16 protein-coding genes are annotated in these 19,544 nt (G+C 45.7%); 8 read left to right on the forward strand and 8 right to left on the reverse strand.

Features of this window, described 5'->3' with window-relative positions:
- Nucleotides 1–501: 501 nt before the first annotated feature.
- Entirely contained in the window at nucleotides 502–1,722 is a 1,221-nt protein-coding gene (locus AAE02nite_RS21030) for a pyridoxal phosphate-dependent aminotransferase (RefSeq protein WP_146902712.1), read from the forward strand.
- Nucleotides 1,723–2,742, forward strand: coding sequence for a bifunctional heptose 7-phosphate kinase/heptose 1-phosphate adenyltransferase (locus tag AAE02nite_RS21035; RefSeq protein WP_146902715.1), 1,020 nt, complete (start codon nucleotides 1,723–1,725; stop codon nucleotides 2,740–2,742).
- 28 nt (nucleotides 2,743–2,770) lie between these two features.
- Here the strand turns inward: AAE02nite_RS21035 and AAE02nite_RS21040 are convergent, their stop codons facing one another.
- From AAE02nite_RS21040 to AAE02nite_RS21050, 3 genes are all read right to left on the reverse strand, one after another.
- Nucleotides 2,771–3,343 (reverse strand): D-sedoheptulose-7-phosphate isomerase, encoded by a 573-nt coding sequence (locus AAE02nite_RS21040; protein WP_146902718.1) that lies wholly within the window; start codon nucleotides 3,341–3,343, stop codon nucleotides 2,771–2,773.
- A gap of 112 nt (nucleotides 3,344–3,455) precedes the next feature.
- Nucleotides 3,456–4,400, reverse strand: a complete 945-nt coding sequence (locus AAE02nite_RS21045) for an ROK family protein (protein ID WP_146902722.1) — start codon at nucleotides 4,398–4,400, stop codon at nucleotides 3,456–3,458.
- Between the two features lie 37 nt (nucleotides 4,401–4,437).
- The gene (locus AAE02nite_RS21050) at nucleotides 4,438–5,802 is read right to left on the reverse strand and encodes a M28 family metallopeptidase (protein WP_146902725.1); all 1,365 of its coding nucleotides are present in this window, start codon (nucleotides 5,800–5,802) and stop codon (nucleotides 4,438–4,440) included.
- 402 nt (nucleotides 5,803–6,204) lie between these two features.
- On the opposite strand from AAE02nite_RS21050, the gene AAE02nite_RS21055 reads away from it, so the two are divergent.
- From AAE02nite_RS21055 to lolA1, 3 genes are all read left to right on the forward strand, one after another.
- On the forward strand, nucleotides 6,205–7,236 hold the full coding sequence (locus AAE02nite_RS21055; RefSeq protein WP_146902728.1) for a quinone-dependent dihydroorotate dehydrogenase: 1,032 nt from the start codon (nucleotides 6,205–6,207) through the stop codon (nucleotides 7,234–7,236).
- A 66-nt stretch (nucleotides 7,237–7,302) separates the two neighbouring features.
- On the forward strand, nucleotides 7,303–9,987 hold the full coding sequence (locus tag AAE02nite_RS21060; protein WP_146902731.1) for a DNA translocase FtsK: 2,685 nt from the start codon (nucleotides 7,303–7,305) through the stop codon (nucleotides 9,985–9,987).
- 31 nt (nucleotides 9,988–10,018) lie between these two features.
- On the forward strand, nucleotides 10,019–10,663 hold the full coding sequence (gene lolA1, locus AAE02nite_RS21065) for an outer membrane lipoprotein periplasmic chaperone LolA1 (RefSeq protein WP_146902734.1): 645 nt from the start codon (nucleotides 10,019–10,021) through the stop codon (nucleotides 10,661–10,663).
- An 80-nt stretch (nucleotides 10,664–10,743) separates the two neighbouring features.
- Here the strand turns inward: lolA1 and AAE02nite_RS21070 are convergent, their stop codons facing one another.
- The 5 genes from AAE02nite_RS21070 to AAE02nite_RS21090 form a co-directional block, all read right to left on the reverse strand.
- A complete protein-coding gene (locus tag AAE02nite_RS21070; RefSeq protein WP_146902737.1) occupies nucleotides 10,744–11,385 on the reverse strand; it encodes an ABC transporter ATP-binding protein in 642 nt (213 codons plus the stop codon).
- A complete protein-coding gene (lpxA, locus tag AAE02nite_RS21075) occupies nucleotides 11,375–12,172 on the reverse strand; it encodes an acyl-ACP--UDP-N-acetylglucosamine O-acyltransferase (protein ID WP_146902741.1) in 798 nt (265 codons plus the stop codon). Before lpxA ends, AAE02nite_RS21070 begins: the two co-directional genes overlap by 11 nt.
- 166 nt (nucleotides 12,173–12,338) lie before the next feature.
- Complete coding sequence (locus tag AAE02nite_RS21080; protein WP_146902744.1) at nucleotides 12,339–13,736, reverse strand: bifunctional UDP-3-O-[3-hydroxymyristoyl] N-acetylglucosamine deacetylase/3-hydroxyacyl-ACP dehydratase; 1,398 nt, start codon at nucleotides 13,734–13,736, stop codon at nucleotides 12,339–12,341.
- Between the two features lie 25 nt (nucleotides 13,737–13,761).
- On the reverse strand, nucleotides 13,762–14,784 hold the full coding sequence (lpxD, locus tag AAE02nite_RS21085; RefSeq protein WP_146902748.1) for a UDP-3-O-(3-hydroxymyristoyl)glucosamine N-acyltransferase: 1,023 nt from the start codon (nucleotides 14,782–14,784) through the stop codon (nucleotides 13,762–13,764).
- 25 nt (nucleotides 14,785–14,809) lie between these two features.
- Nucleotides 14,810–16,039 (reverse strand): HD domain-containing protein, encoded by a 1,230-nt coding sequence (locus AAE02nite_RS21090; protein WP_146902751.1) that lies wholly within the window; start codon nucleotides 16,037–16,039, stop codon nucleotides 14,810–14,812.
- A 173-nt stretch (nucleotides 16,040–16,212) separates the two neighbouring features.
- Here AAE02nite_RS21090 and porX point away from each other — a divergent pair, with 173 nt between their 5' ends.
- The 3 genes from porX to AAE02nite_RS21105 are packed head-to-tail and all read left to right on the forward strand — an operon-like array spanning nucleotide 16,213 to nucleotide 19,441.
- Entirely contained in the window at nucleotides 16,213–17,775 is a 1,563-nt protein-coding gene (porX, locus tag AAE02nite_RS21095; RefSeq protein ID WP_146902754.1) for a T9SS response regulator signal transducer PorX, read from the forward strand.
- Nucleotides 17,776–17,781: 6 nt separating this feature from the next.
- On the forward strand, nucleotides 17,782–18,210 hold the full coding sequence (tsaE, locus tag AAE02nite_RS21100; protein WP_146902757.1) for a tRNA (adenosine(37)-N6)-threonylcarbamoyltransferase complex ATPase subunit type 1 TsaE: 429 nt from the start codon (nucleotides 17,782–17,784) through the stop codon (nucleotides 18,208–18,210).
- Between the two features lies 1 nt (nucleotide 18,211).
- Nucleotides 18,212–19,441 carry an alanine dehydrogenase gene (locus tag AAE02nite_RS21105; protein ID WP_146902760.1) on the forward strand — a complete coding sequence of 410 codons (1,230 nt, stop codon included), beginning with the start codon at nucleotides 18,212–18,214 and terminating at the stop codon, nucleotides 19,439–19,441.
- Nucleotides 19,442–19,544: the final 103 nt, after the last annotated feature.

Raw genomic sequence — 19,544 nt, forward strand, 5'->3', positions numbered from 1 at the left:
TTAAGCTTGATCTCCTGCTGTGCGTAGAGTTAGCGTAGCGCTCTACGCACTTTTTAGAAAGCCAATCTCTGATTGGCTTAGTTAATATTTAGAAAGATACAACACTCCCGATTTCCACAAGCCGCTCACCTGTAGTGTTGGACTGCGTCACTATATAATATTATTTAATATTTAGTATTTTCGGATTACGCCAATCAGAGATTGGCTTTCCGAAAATGCATAGTGCATTACACTAACTCTACGCATAGCTGAGTCGGCTAAGGCTACACATAACTTGAATATACTTGATTCAGATTTTACTTAATTGCAGCTATACCTATATTAAAGACTGATTCTCAAATATTTCCTCTACACCTTATCGGCTAAAGCAGAAAAAGCGTATAAAAGGTAATAATCTCCCGTCTTTCCCGTAATTTTATCTAACAGAATATTTTTTATTCCCGGCTAACTAACAATTTAAGTTTTAAATCTTTATTTTTGGCCGCAAAATTTCCACTAATCATGCAATCAACAGAACAGGAAACCAGTTTTTTATCCGACAGAATTTTGGCGCTGGCCGAATCCCAGACTATCGCAATGGCCAAAAAAGCCCGCGAACTGGCTGCCCAAGGACATGATGTTATTAACCTGAGCTTTGGCGAACCTGATTTTCAGACGCCGCAGTATATTAAAGATGCTGCTAAAAAGGCCCTCGACGATGGTTTTACGTTTTACACCCCGGTGCCTGGTTACCTAGACCTGCGCCAGGAAATAGTTGCCAAACTGAAACGGGATAATAACCTGGATTATAAACCCGAAAATATTGTGGTATCTACCGGTGCCAAGCAGTCTATTGCCAACGTGGTGATGAGTCTGGTAAACCCCGGCGACGAGGTGATTATTTTCTCGCCGTACTGGGTATCTTACGAAGAGGTGGTAAAACTGGCCGAAGGTATTCCGGTGCAGGTAAAAGGCAACATCGAGCACAATTTTGTAATCACCCCGCAGCAACTCGAAGACGCCATTACCTCTAACACCAAGCTGGTAATGTATTCTTCGCCTTGTAACCCTACCGGTTCGGTTTTCTCAAAAGACGAATTATTGGCCTTTGCCCGCGTACTGGAAAAACATCCGAATATTTACGTGCTGGCCGATGAAATTTACGAGTACATTAACTTTACCGGCGAGCACGCCAGCATGGCATCTTTCGATTTCATTAAAGACCGCGTAGTTACAGTAAACGGCTTCTCTAAAGGTTATGCCATGACCGGCTGGCGCGTAGGTTACATTGCGGCCAACAAAGAAATAGCCGCTGCCTGCGATAAAATGCAAAGCCAGATTACTTCCGGTACCTGCTCCATCGCCCAGAAAGCTGCGGTAGCTGCCCTGAAAGGTGGTAAAGCATCGGCCGATGAAATGGCGGCTGCTTACCTGCGCCGCCGCGATCTGGTACTGGATATCATGAAAAGAGATATACCGGGCTTTAAAACTTATGTACCGCAGGGAGCTTTCTATATTTTCCCGGAGGTGAGCTCTTACTTCGGTAAAACAACCCCGGACGGCAATGTAATTAACAACTCTTTTGACCTGAGTATGTTCCTGCTGAACGATGCCTACGTGGCGGCGGTAAGCGGCGAAGCTTTTGGCGCGGAAGAGTGTATCCGGTTCTCTTTTGCGGCTTCGGATGCCAAGCTCGAAGAAGCCATGGCGCGTATTAAAGAAAGTCTGGCTAAATTAAAATAAGTGCCGGCTTTGCGTTCTTTGGAGTCCTTGTTTTCGGCGTTCAACCAGCTCACGGTTTTAATTGTGGGCGATGTGATGGTAGATTCTTATTTGTGGGGTAAGTCGACGCGGTTATCGCCGGAAGCGCCAGTTCCTATTGTAAACGTTTTAAGCAGCGAAAAAAGATTGGGTGGTGCCGCCAATGTGGCCTTGAATGTGCAGGCGTTGGGCGCCACCACCTACCTTTGCTCCGTCATTGGCACCGATACCGCCGGAAACGACTTTTTAACTTTACTCGAAGAAAATAACCTGTCCACCAAAGGCATCATCCAAAGCCCGGAACGGGTGACTACGATTAAGCAACGAATATTATCGGGTGGCCAGCAATTACTCCGCATCGATTCTGAAATAGAAACCGATTTGGCGGAACCCGAAAATAGGCAATTGCGGCAACGTTATATTGACTTGCTCGAACGGACCGATGTGGTTATCTTTCAGGATTATGACAAAGGTGTGCTGAACGAGCAAAATATTGCCGAACTGATTTCTTTGGCTCAGGACCGGGGTATTCCGACGGTGGTAGATCCGAAGAAAAGGAATTTTCTGCGCTATAAAGGATGCTCTTTGTTTAAGCCTAATTTAAAAGAATTAAAAGAGGGCCTGAAAGTAGAGTTTACCGATGCCAACCACGAAGCTTTTGAACAGGCCGTAGCCAGTTTGCAATCCTTACTGGAAACTAAAAATATTCTGGTAACCCTTTCCGAAAGAGGGGTTTTCTGCGCTGCCGGTAGCGAAAAAACCTACATCGATGCCCACCTGCGTACCATTTCGGATGTATCGGGTGCCGGTGATACGGTAATTAGTATTGCTGCGGTTTGCATGGCCCTGCACCTGCCTTTACCTTTACTCGCCGACCTGGCAAATTTAGGTGGTGGGTTGGTTTGCGAAGAAGTGGGAGTGGTGCCCATTGATAAAGTAAAACTGTACCAGGAGGCAAAAGAAAACAGAATTTTAGCAAAATACCCTGCTTTAACGGTTTAAAGCAGGGTATTTTGTTTTTGTTTAGAGCTTAATTATTTACTATTTCGGGGTTTTCCATAAAAGCGTAGCAAACCAAGTGGCAAATGCCCATGTGGGCATCTTCTACGCGCCCAAAATGCGCCGAATCAACGGTAATGCTAAAATCTGCTAAACCGGCCAACTGTCCTTTCTGGCTACCCGTTAAACCAATCGTATAAATATTATTTTCTTTCGCCCAGGCGATGGCTTTAATTACATTCGGCGAGTTCCCGCTGACGCTCATAGCCATCACCAAATCGCCGGGTTGCGCATAATTCCGTAATTGCCCTACGTAAACCTCATCGTAAGCATAGTCATTCCCCAAGGCCGTCAGCCAACTCATATTATCGTTCAACGACAGGCACCGGAAGCGTTTGGGTAATTTATCGGAAGCACCTTTTCCTAAATCGGTTACAAAATGCGATGCATTCGCCGCACTGCCGCCGTTGCCAAATACAAATATTTGCTTATCGGCCCGCCAGGCATCTTTAAACAGGTGAATAAGTTTGGTTACCGCTTCCGGTGCAATAGAGTCTAATGCTTTTTTCTGGGCATTCAGGTATTCCGAAATAAATGCTTGCATGTGGGGATTGATGGGGTGTTTAAATATTTTAGTTAAAATGTATTTTGTATCCGACCAACAATAGTAGGGCAGATTAAATATTACAAAAAAGAGATCACGTAGCAGCTGGAAATTAAAGCGCTAACTCTTTTGTTTTGGTTAAATGTTGGTGAATTAATTCCAAAGCACCTACCGGTACCGCATCGGCAGCTAATTTAGCTATGGCAATTGGCGGACCCGGCAAGAAGGCTTTCATGGTATAATTCCGTAGCGCTTCTTCGGCCGGAACGCGTAAAAAATCACCTAAAAAAGACAGACCGCCACCCAGAATAATAATATCGGGGTGGAAAAGATGTACCACGTGCGATAACCCAAAGCCCAGTGTATCGGCTGTCTCTTTCATAATTGCCAAAGCCGTTTTATCGCCTTGTTCCAGGGCATCTTTTAAAAAGCGGGCTTCGCCGCTGCGGTTAGGGCCGGCCAGTTTGCGCAATATGCCGGTAGGTTCGGTCCGTACTGCTTTCCAAACTTTGCGGTCTACGGCCCAGCCGGAGCAGCAATCTTCTACCGTCAGGCCGGTGCGGTCTATCAGCAGGTGACCTACTTCGGCTTCGCCGGGATTTGCCCCATGGAATAACTGATTATCAATAACAAGGCCGCCCCCCACGCCACTGCCCAATGTAATATAAAATACCGAACGGTAGCCTTGGCCAGCGCCCCGGCGGGCCTCGCCCAAAGCCGCCGTATTGGCATCATTTTCCACGGTAACGGGTACCCCTGCTAATTCCTGCAGCCATTCCTTAATATTAAAGCCATTCCAGCCTTCGATCTGATGCGATACGATTACCTGACCCTTTTCCCAATCCAAGGGGCCGCCAAAGCCAACGCCTATTCCCGAAAGGTAAGTTTCTTGTTGTACTTGTTGTAACACGCCGGCTATTTTCTGCCGTATTTCGTGACCGCTATCGCCTTTGTCTACCCAGGCTTGGTATTTATTTATAATATTCAAGTCCTGGTCGGCCAGGGTTAATTGAAGTTTGGTGCCCCCAATTTCAATTCCCAGATATCTATTTTCCATAAGTGATTTTATAGGTGGTGTTTAGTTAGGTTTAGCATTAGCGTAAAGGTTTGGGTACTACCGGCAAGCTTTCGTGGCCTTCGGCATCAACGGCCTGTACGGCAAAAAAGTAATTGTCTTTGGAGTACGGCAGCGTTGCAGTTGTGCCGGTAACGTATATTTTTTTCTCCCACATCGGCGCCGAAGTTTCGCGCATTAAAATATAATAGCCAGCCGGGCTTTTTCCTTTTTTAGGTGCTTCCCATTTTAGTTCGGCTTTGTTCGTCAGGTTACTGGTAACTACGCCTACATTTTCGGGTGCATAAGGGGCCGAAGCCAGGTTGGCCAGGGTAGCGGCATTTAAAGCGGTATTTTTCCGCAAATATTCAAAGTCTACGTGCTCCGGAAAGTCGCCGTAGCGGATATTATTTTCGGTGCGTACATTCTGGTGCTGGTACCGGTAGTTTTCATTCATTTCGCACACGCGCACGGCCGTAAATCCGGCCTGACTGAAAGGTGTATGGTCCCCGCCCCGCAAAAAACGGTCGGTTCGGTAATTCAATACCACCTCCAGTTGCGGCACGTAACGTTCGCCAATTTCTTTCATGTAGCGGGCCAGCTGGCGGCTGCGGCTGTCGTTTTCACCACCAATGCTTTTGCGCGTGGCGGCCATTTCTTCCGTTTCAAAGGCCGGCACACCTTCACTAAATATTCTTACCCGGGTATTGTCCCGCAAATCTGTTTCATCGGAAAAAGAATTGCCAATCATATCGTTGTTCAGCATGGCTACCAGGTTCCAGTTTTCCTGTTTGGCTCGTTGGGCCAGGTGGCGGGCCCCGTATAATCCTTGCTCTTCGCCTTGTACCGCTACAAAAATAATAGTGGCCGGAAACTGACTCGCGGCCATTACCCGGGCTAATTCCAGAACAGCAGCCGTGCCGGAACCATCATCGTTGGCGCCCGGTGCGGCTCCTTTTGCGTCCATTACATCGGTATTGCGGCTGTCAATATGTCCCGATACAATAAAAACCCGGTCGTCGTTCGGGTCGGTGCCTTTGAGGGTAGCCATAACATTTGCCATTTCCACATCGGTGGGTATGCGGCGGCCATCGGCTTTTACCACGTATTTATCTTGCGTTAGGGTCATGCGGCCCCCCGATGCGGCTGCATATTTTTCCATTTCGGTTTGTGCCCAGTTACGGGCAGCGCCAATACCTTTTTTCTTGTCTTTGGTGGTACTCAGTGAGTGCCGGGTTTCGAAAGAAACCAGTTTGCGAACCAACGTTTCTAAGTTTTGAGCCGAAATTGCTTCGGTTATTTTTAAAATCTGGTTATCCTGGCGCAAAGCAGTTTGCGCGAAAACGGTAAACGGAAAGAAAAATATTAAAAGTGCTAAATATTTAACTAAAACTAATCGTTGCATGTAAGAGGTAATAAAATAATAAATTTTTGAAATATTATAATTTGTAATAGTCCTAAAAATCTAAATTTAGGAATATTAAAGATTCCGTATGGCATCTGAGTAAAATAAATATTGTAAGGAATATTTATTTAAACCAATTCATAATGGGCAATAATTTTGGGTAATTCAATTCCAGGCACCTGCTATTTGACTTAGATAAAGTTTTAACCCATTCACTTTAAACTATAATTAAAGTTGTGTGCTGAAATTATTTATTAGTTACAAGTTATAGCAGCGTAGAGCAGGTGTTTTGCCGCACGTAAGCTACTATACAACGGTTTTACAGCCATTATTAAATTAGGTCAACGGTACTTTCCCAAAATAAATCCGGCATTTATCCGGAGCGAGCGTTAAATTTGCTTTATGTACAAGTCACTCTTGCGTCCGCTTCTTTTCCAGATAGATCCCGAAACCATTCATACCTTATCTTATTCTGTCCTGAGAACAGGATTTAAACTGCCGCTGGCCAAAAAGCTGGGGGCGCAGGCGTTTGGGGTGCAGGATGCCCGGCTGGAGCGCCGGGTATTTGGATTGACTTTCCCGAACCCGGTTGGTCTGGCAGCGGGTTTTGATAAGAATGCCCTACTCGTAGATGAAATTGCGCAGCTAGGTTTTGGCTTTATTGAAATTGGTACCGTTACGCCGCGGCCGCAGCCCGGCAACGACAAGCCGCGCCTGTTCCGGTTACCCGTCGATCAGGCGCTGATTAACCGCATGGGCTTTAATAACCAAGGGGTTGAGGTGGCGGCGGCCCGTTTAAAATTACGGAAAAGCAATATTATTGTGGGCGGTAACATTGGCAAAAATAAGATTACCCCCAACGAAGAGGCCCTGCGCGATTACCAGTATTGTTTTGATGTCCTGTACGATGTAGTTGATTATTTTGTAGTAAACGTCAGTTCGCCGAATACTCCTGATTTGCGGGCATTGCAGGATAAAGAACCGCTGCGGGCACTCCTGGCGGCCTTGCAGCAGCAAAACAATGCTAAGCCCCAAAGAAAACCGTTGCTCTTAAAAATTGCCCCGGATTTAAATCAGGCTCAACTCGACGATATTATTCAGATTGCTGTGGAAACCAATCTGGATGGCATTGTGGCTACCAACACCACCATCAACCGGGATGCTTTAAAAACAGATAAACCTACCTTGGATAATATTGGGGCGGGGGGCCTGAGTGGCAAGCCCCTACGGAATCATGCTACCGAAATCATCCGGTATCTCCGACAGCACCTGCCCGAAAGTATTCGGATTATCGGCGTGGGCGGAATAATGACGCCGGAAGATGCCCAGGAAAAACTAGCAGCCGGCGCCGATTTAGTGCAGCTATATACCGGATTTATTTATGAAGGTCCATCGTTGGTAAAACGAATAAATAAGTTAATTTTAAAATCTTAAAATTTTCTTGTTAGCGACTGGGGAGCAATTTGTCCAAAGATTATAGATTAGAGATTTAGTTGAAGTATGGCCAATAACACGTACAAAAGGGAGATGGATTCGGCGCCGCGGGCTAAAAACGTGCCACGAGGAAAAAGCGAGCCGGTAAAAGAAAAAGTTGGTAAAAGTTTCCGGAAAGAAAAAACCAGCGAAGGCAGCAAATTCAAGTTAAGCTTTTCATTTCTGAATTTCTTCCGCGATCGGCGGTTTCACCTCTTTCTGGGGTTCTTTTTTATTCTGGGCTCGCTTTACTTGAGTGTAGCTTTTATTTCTTATTTGTTTACCGGTCACGCCGACCAAAGTGTGGTAGAATCTTTACCCACTACGGCTAATTTAAAAGAAGCGGGGGCTGAATCGGAAAACTGGCTGGGGCTATTGGGCGCCTGGATTGCTAATTATTTTATTTACGAAGGCTTTGGCGTAGCGGCTTTTTTTGTAGTACCCGTCTTGTTTTTTATCGGCTACAAAATCGTTTTCCGGAGCCGGTATATTTCTTTATCGTATATTTTTACCATTTGTCTTTTCGCGTTGTGCTGGTTCTGCCTAATGTTGGGCTACCTGGTGCACGCCACCCAAACCGTAGAAGCAAACAGTTTTTTGAGCGGCGCCATTGGCTACGAAACTGCTTACTGGCTCGATAGCCTGATCGGCTGGGGTACCATTCCGTTACTGGCATTTTTCCTGCTGACCTTTGTCATTTTCTTTTTTAATGTTACCAGTTTGGCTACCGGTAAAAAAGCGGTGGCCGCGGCAGCGGCTTCTGCCGCCAATACTTTCGCGGCCGATGCGGTAGCCGTAGAACCTACTTACGAGCAAACTTCGTCGGGTCTAAACCAATACAGCAACCCGACGGCCTCCCTGGACCAGGAACCGGATGATGTGATAGACGACGAAGATTTAGATGATAGTCTAGATAGCGATGATGATGGTGATGACGACGGTCCGTTGGACTTAATGGAGGAAGATCTATTCGAGGGGGATTCCCGTCAATTAAGCCTGAGTCCGGCTCCGGCACCCGTTTTGGCCACCAAACCCAAATTAAATACCAGTATTGCCCTCGATATTTCGAATAGTACGCAAGGCGCCGAAGTAATAGACGAAGAGGATCTGGACGAAGATTTATTTGAGGATGAAAAGCCGGCCAAAATAAACCTGGCTGTTAAAAACCAACCCGAAGAGGAAACCGCTGTTTTCACCGAGAATTACGACCCAACACTGGATTTAGCCCGTTATCAATACCCCACCTTAGATTTATTAAACGATTACAGTGCAGCCAAAATCCAGGTTTCGAAAGAAGAACTCGAAGCCAACAAAGACCGCATTGTTGAAACGCTAGGTAATTACAGCATTGGTATTGCGAGCATTAAAGCTACTATTGGCCCCACCGTTACGCTCTACGAAATTGTGCCGGACGCCGGGGTGCGGATTTCCAAAATTAAAAACCTGGAAGATGATATTGCCCTGAGTTTATCGGCTTTGGGCATCCGGATTATTGCGCCTATTCCGGGTAAAGGTACCATTGGTATTGAAGTACCGAATAAGAAAAAAGAAATGGTTTCCATTAAATCCATTGTTTCAACGGAAAAATTCCTGAAGAGCGAAATGGATTTGCCCATAGCTTTTGGTAAAACCATCACCAACGAAGTATTTATTACCGACTTAGCGAAAATGCCGCACTTGCTGATGGCGGGTGCTACCGGTCAGGGTAAATCCGTTGGCTTAAATGCGATATTAACTTCACTTATTTATAAAAAACACCCATCGCAGCTGAAGTTTGTGCTCGTCGATCCGAAAAAGGTGGAGCTTTCGCTGTTTAACAAAATTGAGCGCCACTTCCTGGCCAAACTGCCCGATGCTGAAGAAGCGATTATTACCGATACCAAAAAGGTGATTAATACGCTGAATTCGTTGTGCATGGAAATGGACATGCGCTACGACTTGCTAAAAGATGCCGGCTGCCGCAATCTGAAAGAGTATAACCTGAAGTTTGTGGAGCGCCGCCTCAATCCGAAAAAGGGCCACCGGTTTATGCCATTTATTGTGCTGGTAATTGATGAGCTGGCAGACTTGATGATGACGGCCGGGAAAGAAGTGGAAACCCCGATTGCCCGTTTAGCGCAACTGGCCCGGGCCATTGGTATTCACCTGGTAGTAGCTACGCAGCGGCCTTCGGTAAACGTTATTACCGGTATTATCAAAGCTAACTTCCCGTGCCGGATTTCCTTTAAAGTTACTTCCAAGATAGATTCCCGTACCATTCTGGATACCGGCGGGGCCGACCAGTTAATCGGGCAGGGAGATATGTTGTTCTCGGTAGGGTCGGACCTGATTCGTTTGCAGTGCGCTTTCGTGGATACGCCGGAAGTAGACCGGATTTGCGACTTTATCGGCGACCAGCAAGGTTACGACGATGCTTATTTGCTGCCGGAGTTTATTGGCGATGAAAGTGGCACCGAAAAAACTGATTTTGATCCGTCTACCCGTGACTCGTTGTTTGAAGAAGCTGCCCGCATTATTGTAACGCACCAGCAGGGGAGCACGTCTTTGCTGCAGCGCCGCCTGAAGCTGGGTTACAACCGCGCCGGCCGCTTAATCGACCAGTTGGAATCGGCAGGTGTAGTTGGTCCGTTTGAAGGTAGTAAAGCACGCGAGGTTTTAATTCCCGACGAATATAGTTTGGAACAGTTATTGAATACTATGGATAAGCACTAAATTATTAGTAGTATTCTGAAAAAATAGTTATATGAAGAAGATTATTCCGTTGCTGCTCGCTTTAATATTGATTATTCCGGTTGCCCAGGCGCAGCAGGATCCGCGGGCAGAGAAAATATTGAACGCCATGAGCCAGAAATACCAGGGTTTGAAGGCCTTTAATGTGGTTTTTACCCAAACCCTGGAGAATCCGGCCAGTAAAATAAAAGAAACCATGCAGGGCGATATTACCGTGAGTGGTAATAAATTCCGGCTGAAACTGAAGGACCAGGAAATTATTAACAACGGCAGCACCATCTGGACCTACATGAAGTCGGATAATGAGGTGAATATTTCGGAAAACGACCCGGACGATCAGCAAATGTCGCCGAACGCTATTTTTACATTGTACCAGAAAGGTTACAAATACGCGTTTGTAGAAGAAATGCGGGAAGGCGGTCAAACCTATAATATTATCGAATTATCGCCGCTGGATAAGAATAACTCGGTTTACAAAGTTCGCCTGCAGATTAACAAGCGCGATAATAGCGTTAAAACCTGGAAAATGTTCCGAAACAACGGCAATCGCTATACTTACACCATTAAGCAATTTTCGCCCAACCCGGCCGTAGATGCCACCTATTTTGCTTTTGATAAATCGCAGTACAAAGGGGTTAAAGTAATTGATTTGCGGTAATATTTACAGAAGTCCTTAAAACAAAAGAGCTGGTTCCCCAAGGAGCCAGCTCTTTTGTTTTAATATATTCCCGCCGAAACTTAAATTTTCTTAGCCGCTTTTGGTTTGTAATGGTAGTCGGTAATATTAATTATTTCGTCGCAGAAGCTGTATTCGTGGGCAACATTGGAAGAAACAATTACCAGGCGATCTTTGCGGTTCTGGCTAACGTGTTCCAGGTACCAGTTAATGCCTTCCTGGTCCAGGTTAGTAGTAGGTTCGTCTAGTAGCAGCAGGGGGGCATCTGTATAAATGGCCAGCCCCAACTTTAAGCGTTGTTTCATCCCCGACGAAAAATCTTTCACAAATTTATCTTTGGCCGGTTTTAAATAAAGCCGGTCGATTAAATCCGTAGCCGAAGCGGTGCGCATGGCCCGGAAATGGCTGTGGAATTGCACCAGCTCCAGGAGAGTGTATTCCTCAACTAATTCGAGGTAAGGAGCCGTGAAAGATAAGTGGCGGTATAAATTATCTGGCGTTAGGGTTTGATGGCCCAGGGTGTGGGTAATCGAACCTTCGCTGGGGCTCAGATATCCTGATAATAAATTTAGTAAAGTAGATTTACCCGAACCGTTGTGCCCCAAAATGGCATAAGCGGTTTCGGGTAGAAAATTATAATCCAGGCGGCGAAAAATCCATTCGTAATTATAGCGTTTACCTAAGCCGCTCAGATTAATTTGCATCGATAGACGAAGAGTAACCTTTAATAACACCACGCTCCGAATTCCGGAAGAAATTCAGGATATCGTCGCGTTCGGCGCTTGGTGCCATGTCCAGTTCTATTTTATCCAGGGCGGCGGTGTAGTTTAAGCCGCTTAAAAACAAGGTGCGGTAAATTTGCTGAATCTCAGCTATTTTTTCGTTCGAGAAACCCCGGCGGCGTAATCCAATAGAGTTAATGCCGGCATAGGAAAGCGGCTCGCGGGCGGCTTTTACAAAAGGCGGCACATCTTTCCGGACCAGCGAACCACCCGAAACCATGGCATGCGCGCCAATTTTTACAAACTGGTGCACGGCCGAGGTACCCCCAATAAAAACATAGTCCTGTATTTCGATGTGACCGGCTAATTGTACGGTATTGGCAATAATTACATTATTGCCAATAACACAATCGTGCGCCACGTGCACATAAGCCATAATCAGGCAATCTTCGCCAATGGCGGTATTATTTTTATCCAGGGCCGTGCCCCGGTTTAATGTAACGCATTCCCGGATAACCGTATTATTACCAATAGTAACGGTAGTAGATTCGCCTTTATATTTTAAATCCTGGGGAGCCGCCGAAATAACGGCACCCGGGAATATTTTGCAATTTTTACCAATGCGCGCCCCTTCCATAATGGTTACGTTGGGGCCAATCCAGGTTCCTTCGCCAATTTCAACGTTTTTGTAAATCGTACTAAAGGGTTCTACTACCACGTTTTGGGCTATTTTCGCCTCCGGATGAATATATGCTAAGGGTTGATTCATTTGCCAAAATTAAAGATTACGATTTAAAAACTAGAATTTATTCCGTTGGGCACGACTGTAGGAATAAAAAATGGTAAATGTTTAGTCATGCCAGAATAACCAAGTTGAAAAATGGGTAGGAGGAGACTTCTAATTTTAAATTCATAAACTTCAATTCTTATATCGCTTATACGTTATCTTTCCGGACAATACTGGCCGACATTTCGGCTTCCATTACAACTTTCCCGTTTACAAAAGCTTGTCCTTGCATTTTGGCAATGCCGCGTTTAATGGGCGCTAATAACCAGCACTTAAAAATAATAGTATCGCCGGGTATTACTTTTTTGCGGAAACGACATTTGTCAATTCCTAAAAAGTAAGTCCAGTAGTTTTCCGGATCGGGTACCGTATTCAAAACCAGGATGCCACCGGTTTGGGCCATGGATTCTATCTGGTAAACGCCGGGATAAACCGGGTTGCCGGGAAAGTGGCCCTGGAACTGGTGCTCGTTCATGGTCACATTTTTTACCCCAATTACGGTACTCTCATCCAGGTAAATAATTTTATCTATCAGCACAAAAGGAAAGCGGTGGGGCAATATTTGGGTAATGCGGTTGATATCCATTACCGGCTCCTTCGTCGGATCGTATACCGGCACGTTCTGGATAGCCGCCTCCTGCATTACTTTTTTAATCTTTTTGGCAAAGGCCACATTGGCCGCGTGGCCGGGACGGGCCGCCAGAATCTGGCCTTTCAGTGGGCGCCCAACCAAGGCCAAATCGCCAATTAAATCGAGTAATTTGTGCCGGGCCGGTTCATTTTTATAGCGTAAGTCTACATTATTCAGAATGCCCTCTTTTTTAACTTCTACCTTGGGCTTTCTTAAAAGCGTAGCAAGTTCGGTTAATTCTTCTTCCGATACCACCCGATCCACTACCACAATGGCATTATTTAAGTCGCCGCCTTTAATCAGGTTTTGCTTGTAGAGGGTTTCCAGTTCGTGTAAAAAGCAGAAAGTACGGCAAGACGCTATCTCGCTCGGGAACTGGTTGATATTGGTAATAGAAGCGTGCTGGCTGCCTAATACCGGCGACTGGTAATCTACCATGACGGTTACCCGGTAATCGTTCAGAGGCAAAGCCGCCATTTCTACTTCGCGCTCGCTGTTTTTGTAAAAAATACCTTCCGGAATTTCAAAAAAGTTGCGTAAGGCATTTTGTTCTTCCAGGCCAACTTCCTGCAAAGATTCCACAAAAGCAATGGAACTGCCATCCATAATAGGCGGTTCCGGACCATCCAGCTGAATAAGCACATTATCGATTTCCAGACCAACCAGCGCGGCTAAGGTGTGCTCCACGGTATTTACCCGGGCGCCGTTTTGCTCAATGGTGGTGCCCCGCGATAAATCCACCACGTTGTCCACGTCGGCATCTACAATGGGTTGCCCTGGTAAATCTATGCGTTGAAATTTATAGCCATGATTCGGCGGCGCCGGTAAAAAGGTCATGTTCGCCATCACGCCGGTATGCAGGCCAATACCCGAAACGGTTACCGGAGCTTTGATGGTATGCTGTTTTTCATTCATGCGGGTGCGTATTTATAGCGCGAATTTATATCTTTTCTTTTAGTTCGTTCAGTTGTTTTTCCAGTTCGGGCAAGCGGCGGAATACGGCAATGCTCCGCAGGTTTTGTTTGTAATCGAAGGCTGGCGAGCCCTGAATAATAGTACCGGATTCCGAAATCGATTTGGAAACGCCAGATTGCGCGCCCACCGTTGTTTTATCGGCCAAACTAATGTGACCCACAATACCCACCTGACCCGCAATGGTGCAATAATTACCTATTTTGGTAGAGCCCGAAATGCCGCTTTGTGAGGCAATAACCGTGTGTTTACCAATTTCTACGTTATGCGCTATTTGTACCAGGTTATCTATTTTGGTGCCTTCGTGTATTATAGTAGAGCCCAAAGTGGCACAATCGATGGTGGTGTTAGCCCCAATATTTACATTATCTTCCAGTACCACGTTGCCGGTTTGCGGAATATCGCGGTAAGTGCCGTCTTTCTGGGGCGCAAAGCCAAAACCCGGACTGCCAATTACGGCTCCGGCATGAATAATACAATTATTACCAATTACAGTATTGCTGTAAATTTTAGCGCCGGCAAAAATAGTGGTATTATTCCCCACTTGTACATTATCGCCGAGGTATGCTTGTGGGTATATTTTTACATTAGCCCCCAGTTTGCAGTTCTGGCCAATATACGAAAAAGCACCCCGGTAATGGTTTTCGCCCATGTGGGAGTTTTCGCCGATAAAAGCCGGCTGTTCTACGCCGGTTTTCAGGGCAGCCACGGCCCTTTGGTATTCCTCGAGTAAGCGCGAAAAACTGGAGTAAGGATCTTCTACCCGGATTAGAGCCGCGGAAACCGGTTGTTTTTGCGTGAAGTTTTTAGCAACTATAACGGCGGTAGCCCCCGTGGAATAAAGAAAATGTTCGTATTTAAGATTTGATAAAAAGGCAAGCGCGCCGGAATCGGCTTCTTCTATTTTTGCTAATGCACGGATTTTGGCAGTTGCATTTCCCTCCACCTGGCCGTCCAGCAACTGGGCTATTTGTCCGACAGTAAATTCCATAGCGTAAAAATAGTAAACAAATTAATTAAACCGTGATTTCTTTCGGATAGCAAACATAATACTTTTCTACCTTCGTGCTTAACGCCCGGATATTGGGCAAATCCGAAGCCTCGGCTACATCAATAATCTGGCCGATTTTGGTCATAATATCAATGGACTGCCCTTTGGCTTCGTAAGCATTGTTGCTGATGGTGCCGGTTATCATTAAATATTTAACTTCCTCGGCATTTACGCCAAAATATTCCTGCACCAGTTCGGTTATGCCCAAAATTATGTCTTCGTCGGGCGGAGTAGTAGAAATAATTACTTTAAATAATTTGCGCTGCAGCAAGCCTTCGGCCAGGAACGAAAGAATTTTATCGGGGTGGCTGCACCAGGTTTTAATGCCCTGCCAAACATCGTAATCATCTAAAGAAATAAAACGTTTTAATATTTTCTCGTCTTCTTTAAAATGCGCCATGGTAACCGTATGGTGCAGGAAATATTCTAACGGTTCGCTGGCGGGTACCGCCACGCCGGCCTGAGATAGTTCACGGGCCCGCTCTATCAGCCGAATTAGCATGTTTTCGGCGCTGATAACCGTTTTGTGTAAGTATACCTGCCAGTACATCACCCGCCGCGACACCAGGAAATTTTCGATGCTGTAAATAGCTTTTTCTTCTATTACCAGTTTATCATCAGAAATATTCAGCATTTTTAAAAGACGGTTGGCACCAATCTTGCCTTCCGAAACTCCCGTATAAAAACTATCGCGGTTTAAATAATCGAGGCGGTCTACATCTAGTTGGCTCGAAACCAGCTGGTGAAAAAAGGGGCGATGGTAGGTGCCGTTAAATATCTGAATAGCTAAATCCAGCCGGTTGCCGAAATAGTTGTTCAACTGGTGCATCAGGTGCAGCGACAGGTACTCGTGGTGCACGTTGTTAAAGATGGAGGTCTCCAGCGCGTGCGAAAAAGGACCGTGCCCCACATCGTGCAACAGAATAGCCAGTAAGGAGGCTTCGCACTCTTTATCGGATATTTGGTTATTTTTGCTGCGCAAGGTATGCAGGGCCTGGTCCATGAGGTGCATGGCCCCCAAAGCATGATGAAAACGGGTGTGTAAAGCCCCGGGATAAACAAAATCGGTAAGGCCTAGTTGCTTAATGCGGCGAAGTCGCTGAAAATAAGGATGTTCAATTACGTCGAACAGGAGTTCCGACGGAACGGTAATGAAGCCGTAAACCGGATCATTAAAGATTTTTTTCTTATTCAAGATATAACCTAGTTGTCTGTTGTTCGTTGTCGGTAAATATACGTATATCGCATCCGTAACAATTGCCAGGCTAAAACAACTTACTGGCAGATGCCAATTACACCCGATAAAAGGTTCTGAATTTAGAATAAACTCACAACCGACAACTAGCTACTTTTAAACAAATTTAATTTATGCAAAGATATAATATTTTATGGGCCGATGATGAGATTGACTTACTGAAACCCCATATTCTATTTCTGGAAGACAAAGGATACGACATTACCCCGGTTTGCAGCGGAGCCGATGCCATCGAAAAATTCCAGGAAAATAATTACGATGTGGTTTTCCTCGACGAAAACATGCCCGGTATTTCGGGCCTGGAAACGCTGAACGAAATTAAAACGGTACGGCCGAACACGCCCGTGGTGATGATTACCAAAAGTGAGGAAGAACATATTATGGAAGAAGCCATTGGTTCCAAAATCGCCGATTATTTAATTAAGCCGCTTAATCCCAATCAAATCTTATTATCGGTAAAGAAAATACTGGATAACAAACGCCTGGTTTCGGAAAAAACCAATAGTTCTTACCAGCGCGATTTCCGGACCTTGGGTATGGCTTTTGGCGAGCGCCTGAGCCATCAGGAATGGGCCGAAAATTATAAAAAGCTGGTGCGCTGGGAGTTGGAGATAGATGAAACCGAAGGCAAAAGCATGGCCGACGTAATTAACATGCAAAAGGACGAGGCCAACTCTAATTTTGCCCGGTTTATCATGGATAATTACGAAGATTGGATCAACGACGAATCGGACGACAGACCTTTAATGTCGCACGAAATATTTAAAGAACGGGTTTTCCCGATGATGAAAGAAACCGACCAGACGGTATATTTTGTGCTGATAGATAATTTGCGTTACGACCAATGGAAAGTGCTGGAGCCCATTATCAGCGATTATTTTACCGTCGAGAACGAAGAACTGTATTATTCTATACTGCCCACTACTACGGCTTACGCCCGCAACGCTATTTTTTCGGGTATGATGCCGGCCGAAATTCAGAAAAAATATCCGAAAATGTGGGTGTCCGACGAAGACGAAGAAGGCAAGAACCTGCACGAAGCCGACTTTGTCGATATTCAGTTTCAGAAAAACCGGGTGAACGAAAAATACAGTTACCATAAAATAACCAACAGCGCCTCCGGCAAAGATCTGGTAAGCAAATTCTCGAACCTCGACACGAATAAACTAAATATTATCGTGTACAATTTTGTAGATATGCTTTCGCACGCCCGCACCGATAGCAACATGGTACGCGAACTGGCGCCCGATGAGTCGGCTTACCGTTCGATTACCCGGTCTTGGTTTTTACATTCGCCGTTGTTTGAAACCTTAAAGCTGATTTCGGAAAAGAAAGGCCGCTTAATTATTACCACCGACCACGGTACTATCCGGTGCAAACGGCCTTTTAAAATTATCGGCGACCGCAACACCAATACCAACCTGCGGTACAAACACGGCAAAAACCTGGGCTTTACCGAAAAAGATGTTTACGTAGTACGTAAGCCCGAGCGCATAAACTTACCTAAAGAAAATATCTCTACGGCCTACGTGTTTGCCTTAGAAGATTATTTCTTTGCCTACCCCAATAACTTTAATTATTACGTAAATTACTATAAAGATACCTTTCAGCACGGCGGCGTATCGCTGGAAGAAATTATTATACCGTTTGTAACACTGCAGCCTAAAAACGCCTGATACGGCATGGACGAGAAAGTAGTGGAAGTGGCGGCGCTGGCCGGCTTGCCGGCCGCCGCCGCCACGGTGTGGGATTTTGCAAAAGACGAGAATATTTTGTTATTTGAGGGCGAAATGGCAGCTGGGAAAACAACTTTAATTAAAGAATTATGCCGCCTGGCCGGTGTAGCAGAGCCCGTTAGCAGCCCCTCCTACGCCCTGGTAAACGAATACGAAAGCAACCGCGGGGAAGTGATTTACCACTTTGATTTTTACCGGATTAATGATCAACGGGAAGCCCTGGATATAGGCGCGACCGAATATTTTTATTCCGGTAATAAATGCCTGATAGAATGGCCCTCGCAGGTACGGGATTTATTGCCCGAACATTATGTGACTGTTACAATAGATAAAGGTGTGGGGGAAGCCCGTACCATTACGTTGAAAAAGAATTAATATGAACGAGAATATTCCTTCGGGCTTTGAATCGTTGGCTGCCACCAGTCGCGCTCTTTTTCCGAAAGAATCAATGCTGGCGATTGAAACCCGGAAAAAGCGCCTCTTTATTGGAATTCCCAAAGAATCATCTTTACAGGAGAATCGCATTGGCCTTACACCCGAATCGGTTAGGGTGCTTACGGACAATGGCCACGAAATCTGGATAGAGTCGGGGGCAGGCAGCCCGTCTAAATACGCCGACCATGAATTTTCGGAAGCTGGTGCCCACATTGTTTATTCTACCAAAGAAGTTTACGAGGCTGATATTATTTTAAAAATTGCGCCGCCTACTTTTGAAGAAATTGAATATTTAAGGGCCGGGCAAACGTTAATTTCGGCCTTGCAATTTGGCAGCCTCACCGGCGATTACGTAGGGGCGCTTTGCCGTAAGAAAATAAACGCTATCTCGTTTGAACTGGTAAAAGATAAATCGGATACCAAACCGGTGGTGCGGGCCATGAGCGAAATTGCCGGTAGTACGGTTATGCTGATTGCCGCCGAATATTTAAGTTCCAGCAGTGAAGGCAAAGGCATTATATTGGGTGGTATTACCGGGGTGCCGCCTTCGCGGGTAGTTATTTTGGGTGCCGGTACCGTGGCCGAATACGCCACCCGCGCGGCTATTGGATTAGGCGCCGAGGTTAAGGTGTTTGATGATCACATTTATAAGCTGCGTCGACTCAAACAAAATATTGGCCCTTATTTGTTTACCTCTACCATGGATGGCGCTTTACTCAGCCAGGAACTAAAATTGGCCGATGTGGTAATAGGGGCGTTGTCGAATAGGGAAGGCCGCACCACGCCCATGATTTCGGAAAATATTGTGGCCCAGATGAATCCGGGCTCCGTTATTATTGATGTATGCATCGACCAAGGTGGCTGTTTCGAAACTTCGGAGTTGACTACCTTAAGCCGGCCGGTTTACCGCAAATACGATATTATTCATTACTGCGTACCCAATATTGCCTCTCGCGTACCGCGCACCGCTACCAACGCCCTCAGCAATATTTTTACGCCTATTTTCATGGATATTTCGAAGCACGGGGGCATCAACGAAGTATTATTTACTCATGAGCACTACCGCAGCAGCGTGTATATTTACAAAGGCAGCTTAACCAATGCCGCTATTGCCAAAAAGTTTAACATGCGTTACAAAGAATTAAGCCTGATGATTGCCGTGCGGAACTAGGTGGTTGAAGGTTAGAAGTTGTGATGTTGAAAGTTGTTGGCTAAAAGGTGATTGACTGTAATGCGGTTGGGCAATTGTGAGTACTATAACAACTGAAATTTAG

The organism is Adhaeribacter aerolatus, assembly GCF_007991635.1.
GTDB lineage: Bacteria > Bacteroidota > Bacteroidia > Cytophagales > Hymenobacteraceae > Adhaeribacter > Adhaeribacter aerolatus.

Bases quoted from the DNA above. Each gene is read 5' to 3' on its own strand.
- tsaE (WP_146902757.1), top strand. From the start codon at position 17,782: ATGGACGAGAAAGTAGTGGAAGTGGCGGCGCTGGCCGGCTTGCCGGCC.
- AAE02nite_RS21060 (WP_146902731.1), top strand. From the start codon at position 7,303: ATGGCCAATAACACGTACAAAAGGGAGATGGATTCGGCGCCGCGGGCT.
- AAE02nite_RS21050 (WP_146902725.1), bottom strand. From the start codon at position 5,802: ATGCAACGATTAGTTTTAGTTAAATATTTAGCACTTTTAATATTTTTC.
- AAE02nite_RS21105 (WP_146902760.1), top strand. From the start codon at position 18,212: ATGAACGAGAATATTCCTTCGGGCTTTGAATCGTTGGCTGCCACCAGT.
- lpxD (WP_146902748.1), bottom strand. From the start codon at position 14,784: ATGGAATTTACTGTCGGACAAATAGCCCAGTTGCTGGACGGCCAGGTG.
- AAE02nite_RS21045 (WP_146902722.1), bottom strand. From the start codon at position 4,400: ATGGAAAATAGATATCTGGGAATTGAAATTGGGGGCACCAAACTTCAA.
- lolA1 (WP_146902734.1), top strand. From the start codon at position 10,019: ATGAAGAAGATTATTCCGTTGCTGCTCGCTTTAATATTGATTATTCCG.
- AAE02nite_RS21030 (WP_146902712.1), top strand. From the start codon at position 502: ATGCAATCAACAGAACAGGAAACCAGTTTTTTATCCGACAGAATTTTG.
- porX (WP_146902754.1), top strand. From the start codon at position 16,213: ATGCAAAGATATAATATTTTATGGGCCGATGATGAGATTGACTTACTG.
- AAE02nite_RS21040 (WP_146902718.1), bottom strand. From the start codon at position 3,343: ATGCAAGCATTTATTTCGGAATACCTGAATGCCCAGAAAAAAGCATTA.
- lpxA (WP_146902741.1), bottom strand. From the start codon at position 12,172: ATGAATCAACCCTTAGCATATATTCATCCGGAGGCGAAAATAGCCCAA.
- AAE02nite_RS21055 (WP_146902728.1), top strand. From the start codon at position 6,205: ATGTACAAGTCACTCTTGCGTCCGCTTCTTTTCCAGATAGATCCCGAA.
- AAE02nite_RS21080 (WP_146902744.1), bottom strand. From the start codon at position 13,736: ATGAATGAAAAACAGCATACCATCAAAGCTCCGGTAACCGTTTCGGGT.
- AAE02nite_RS21070 (WP_146902737.1), bottom strand. From the start codon at position 11,385: ATGCAAATTAATCTGAGCGGCTTAGGTAAACGCTATAATTACGAATGG.